We start from the raw sequence: 4768 nt of genomic DNA, 5'->3' as shown, positions 1-4768 counted from the left end.
TTCAAAGACATAATGGCGCTCTGCTACTGCGCGATTCTCGCCTTCTTCACCATTTCATTCGGCGCCAACCGCGAACAGCATCGCGGCCTGATTACCGCCATGGCATTTGAATCGCTGCTTAAGGTCTGCGCCCTCTGCGCGGTGGGATTGGTGGCGGTATTTGGAGTATTTGATGGGCTGGAGGGGCTCGACCAATGGCTGCTCGATCACCCCGAAAATCTCGCACTGCTGCACACCCCCATCCACACAGACTCAGCGCATACGCTGCTGCTGGTATTTGTCGCCACCGCCGTGACCATGCCGCACATCTTCCATTTGGGTTTGGCAGAAAACCCGCTGATGCGCAATTCGCACACAGTAACCTGGGCCTTCCCGCTGTTTTTGTTGCTGATGGCGCTGCCGATTTTCCCGATCCTCTGGGCCGGCACTGAACTCTCTGTTCCGCTACCTCCGCAGTATTACACCCTGGGCATACCGATTCTGTTTGACTCGCCCGGCCTGACCCTGCTGGCTTTTATCGGCGGCCTCTCCGCGGCGACCGGCGCCATGGTGGTTATTTCACTCGCACTCTCCACCATGGTGATGAACCATTGGCTATTACCCAGCCTGAAGCTGCGCACCCGCTCCGACCTCTATAGCCAACTGATCTGGCTGCGCCGGATTTTGATCGCCGCGATCTTCTTTGGTGGCTACATACTCTATTGGATTTTGGACAACCGCCTCAGCCTCGCCGATTTGGCGATGACCGCCTTTATCGAAACCCTGCAATTCCTGCCAGGCACCTTCGCGATCGTGTTCTGGAGCAAGGGCAACAAGCGAGGGATTATTGCCGGCTTAGTTGTCGGTACCAGTATCTGGGCGCTGGGGTTGCTGCTGCCGATACTGACAGGGCTGGAGTTTATCCAATTGCCTCTGCTCAGCTGGTCAGTTCCCATTGGCATCGAATACTGGAGCGAAGTGACGCTTATCTCGCTCGGGCTGAATACTTTTTGCTTCGTGATCATCTCCATGCTCACACGCCAGACGGAAGACGAGCAATACAGCGCCGACCTCTGCGCTGCTGACGAAATCAGCCACCCGGTGCGCCAGGCGCTGGATGTACATTCTGCATCGGAATTCAAACATCGCCTCGCCAAGCCGCTCGGCAAAGTAACCGCCAGCCGCGAGGTGGACATCGCCCTGAAAGAGCTAAACCTGAGCATCGACGAGCGCCGCCCCTACGCCCTGCGCCGGTTGCGCGACCAGATCGAAGGCAATTTATCGAGCCTGATGGGTATCCATGTCGCCAGCGAGATCATGGATAAATGCATTCCCCATTCAACCGTAGAAACCCAAACCACCGTCGATATCAACCTGATCGAAAACCGTCTCGCTGAATATCGCAACCATTTGACCGGTATGGCGGCGGAGCTTAATACCCTGCGCCTCTATCATCGCAAAACCCTGGAAGAACTGCCCATGGCAGTCTGCTCCCTGGGGCGCGATATGGAAGTGCTTATGTGGAACCGCGCCATGTCAGAACTCACCCAAACGCCGGGCGAGGATGTGACAGGGTCATATCTCGAAGATATTCCCGAGCCTTGGTGCAGCCTGTTGATCGATTTCAGCCAAAGCAAAGAGCCGCACTTTTATCGCCGCGAAATCGAACTGAACAAACGCCCGCATTGGATCAGCTTGCATAAAGCCAATATCGAAGGTCCGATTACCGCTGGCGTCTACGACCAGGTCATGCTGCTGGAAGACGTGACCGAAACACAGTTGCTGGAGCAGGAGCTGGTACACTCAGAGCGATTGGCATCAGTCGGCCGTCTGGCAGCAGGTGTTGCCCACGAAATCGGCAACCCGATTACCGGCATCGCCTGCCTGGCGCAAAACCTGAAATACGACTCCACCGACCCCGCCGAAGTATTGGAAACCGCTGAGCAGATCCTCAGCCAAACCGACCGCGTCGGCCGCATCGTACAATCGCTGGTGAGCTTCTCCCATGCTGGCCACGCCAGTAAAACCGAGTTTGAGGCGGTGTCGATCAGGGACTGTGCGAATGAAGCTATTCATCTTTTGTCATTGCAGAAAGAGAAAACCCAGGTGCTCTTCTGCAACGATATCCCCAAAACCGCCATAGTGGCTGGCGATGCGCAACGCATAATTCAGGTTTTTATAAATCTTTTATCTAACGCGCGGGATGCCAGCCCGGAGCAAGGGCGTGTTATGCTTGAAAGTAACGAAGATGAGGATTCGGTAACAGTTTCTGTTACCGATGAGGGGCATGGTATCCCTCCCGAACTGATTGAACGGATTCTCGAACCTTTCTTCACCACGAAAGAACCCGGTGAAGGTACAGGTTTGGGCTTGGCTATGGTGTACAGCATTATCGAAGACCATAGCGGCCATATGGACATCATTAGCCCTGCCGATACAGTTCACAATCGCGGCGCACGATTTGTTATCACCCTGCCGCGCCACCTCGATTCATTCATGGATGCCTGAGCAACAAAGTGAATAAAACCAGCGGCTTGCAGGTGTGCCCCCGCAAGTTATTGACCAGTAACACTTAACGCAAGACCCGGATAGCTATGAGTAAGATTCTGATTGTTGAAGACGAAACCATCATCCGTAACGCCCTGCGCAAGCTGCTTGAGCGCAACCAGTACGAGGTCAGCGAGGCCCCGTCGGTAAAAGAGGCGACGTCCAAATTCCAACTGAAAGAGTTTGACCTGATCGTCAGCGACCTGCGCCTGCCGGGCGCCCCGGGTACTGACTTGATCAAACTGGCGGGTGATACGCCAGTACTCATCATGACTAGCTACGCCAGCTTGCGCTCGGCAGTAGACTCCATGCGCATGGGCGCGGTGGACTATATCGCCAAACCCTTCGATCACGACGAGATGGTCAATGCGGTCAAGCGGGTGATCGGCAAAGCCAAGGCCGCCAATAAAGCGGCCGTCGGCACCATTGCCGCCAGCACCGCCATCGCCGGCATGATTGGCGCCAGCGATGTGATGCAGGATTTATACAACCGCATCCATAAAGTTGCCCCCACTAACGCAACCGTTTTGATCCACGGCGAAACCGGCACCGGTAAAGAACTGGTCGCCCGCGCATTGCACGAAGAGAGCAACCGCAACAATCACCTGATGATCTCGGTCAACTGCGCCGCGATTCCCGATACCTTGATTGAATCCGAGCTGTTCGGCTATGAAAAAGGCGCCTTTACCGGCGCCGCTACCAATCGTGAAGGCTTGGTAGCAGCAGCTGATGGCGGCACCCTATTCCTCGATGAAATTGGCGAGTTACCGCTGGAAGCCCAGGCGCGCCTGCTGCGCGTACTGCAAGAGGGCGAAGTGCGCCCGCTCGGCTCGGTTGAATCGCGCAAAGTGGATGTACGCCTGGTCGCCGCAACCCACCGCGACCTGCGCAAGCTCTCCAAAGAGGGCAAATTCCGCGAAGACTTGTATTTCCGCATCAACGTAGTCCAACTGGAGCTACCGCCGCTGCGCGAGCGCGGGCGCGATATCATCAACATTGCTGAATCCCTCCTGCAACGCTACTGTGCCCAATTCGGGAAAGCCCAACTGAAACTCTCGTCTGGCGCCATGGATGCCATCATGAGCTACAACTGGCCAGGCAATGTGCGCGAACTGGAAAACGCCATGCAGCGCGCCGTAATTCTGTGCGAGGACAGCAACGAAATTGGCGAGCACCTTCTGTCTATCGATATGGATTACCAGGATCTGGACGACAATACCGGCAGTTCCGTGTTTGAACCTGCCCGCCTCGCCAACCGCAGCCCCGGTGGTGCACCGGCGGCATCGGAAGACCTGTCACTGGAAGACTACTTCCAACGTTTTGTCTTGGAACACCAGGACAGCATGAGCGAAACAGAGCTGGCGCGTAAGCTGGGTGTAAGCCGCAAGTGCCTCTGGGAGCGCCGCCAACGCCTTGGCATACCGCGCACCAAATCCACCGCAGCACTGAGCAGCGTCAAATAACAAACCCAGGCCCAACAGCCAGCAAAAAAATCCCCAGTAGCCTCACCGCACTGGGGATTTTTGTTTTTAGTGACAGTTTTATTGATTAATGCGTCATGCTTGTTGTTATTGATGCCAAATCGTTACCCCCAAACACGGGAGTGTTACCGTACAAATACTGTTACCGCACTGGGTAGGCGTAACAAACTTGTGACAAATATGTAACCTATCGAAATAACAAAAAGAAATAAGGCGTCACCAAAAAAACCTAACCCATTGTTTTAATTGATTATTATAAAACTGGCACAAGTACTGCTTTTAGAGCGCCATAACAAAAACAAATAATAAGAATTAAATGTGAAAATCTAATAACAACAACAAATAATAAAAAGCGTAACGAACTTAAAATAACAACAATAGACAATAAGAAACTGAAACAAACGAATAACAACAAGAAACAATAAGAAACTGAAAATAAAAGAACATAACAACAACAAATAATAACAACAGAAATTGAATAATAATAACGAAAACAATAAGTTAGATTGACAACGCTAGAAGACAAGAGCAATAAGACACTAAAATAAAGCGGACTACTGACTAGGCACGGGATGGGATAGCACGCGAGATTGGATATGGGCACGGAAGCACCCCATTGAATGCCGATTAAAGCACTCCGGTGCTCCCTCCTGCGGGAAAGCGAAAGCTTTCCCGTTTTGCTTTCCGGACTACAGGTTTCACCGGTTTGCATAAACCAGGTTTACTCGTACCTGAACCCAGCCGAATTTCGAACCAACCAG

General features: G+C 53.1%; 2 protein-coding genes. Both read left to right on the top strand.

The window, feature by feature from the left end:
* Positions 1–2487 (top strand): ATP-binding protein (locus ACWA6V_RS16660; RefSeq protein ID WP_449523544.1); only part of this gene is annotated, 2487 nt, incomplete at its 5' end.
* An 86-nt stretch (positions 2488–2573) separates the two neighbouring features.
* A complete protein-coding gene (locus tag ACWA6V_RS16655) occupies positions 2574–3989 on the top strand; it encodes a sigma-54-dependent transcriptional regulator (protein ID WP_449523543.1) in 1416 nt (471 codons plus the stop codon).
* Positions 3990–4768: the final 779 nt, after the last annotated feature.

It is taken from the genome of Cellvibrio sp., assembly GCF_053579595.1.
Note: the sequence above shows the minus strand (reverse complement) of the source record. Positions and strands in the feature narration are given on the sequence as shown.

Coding starts and splice junctions, on each gene's coding strand:
- ACWA6V_RS16655 (WP_449523543.1), top strand. CDS start 2,574: ATGAGTAAGATTCTGATTGTTGAAGACGAAACCATCATCCGTAACGCC.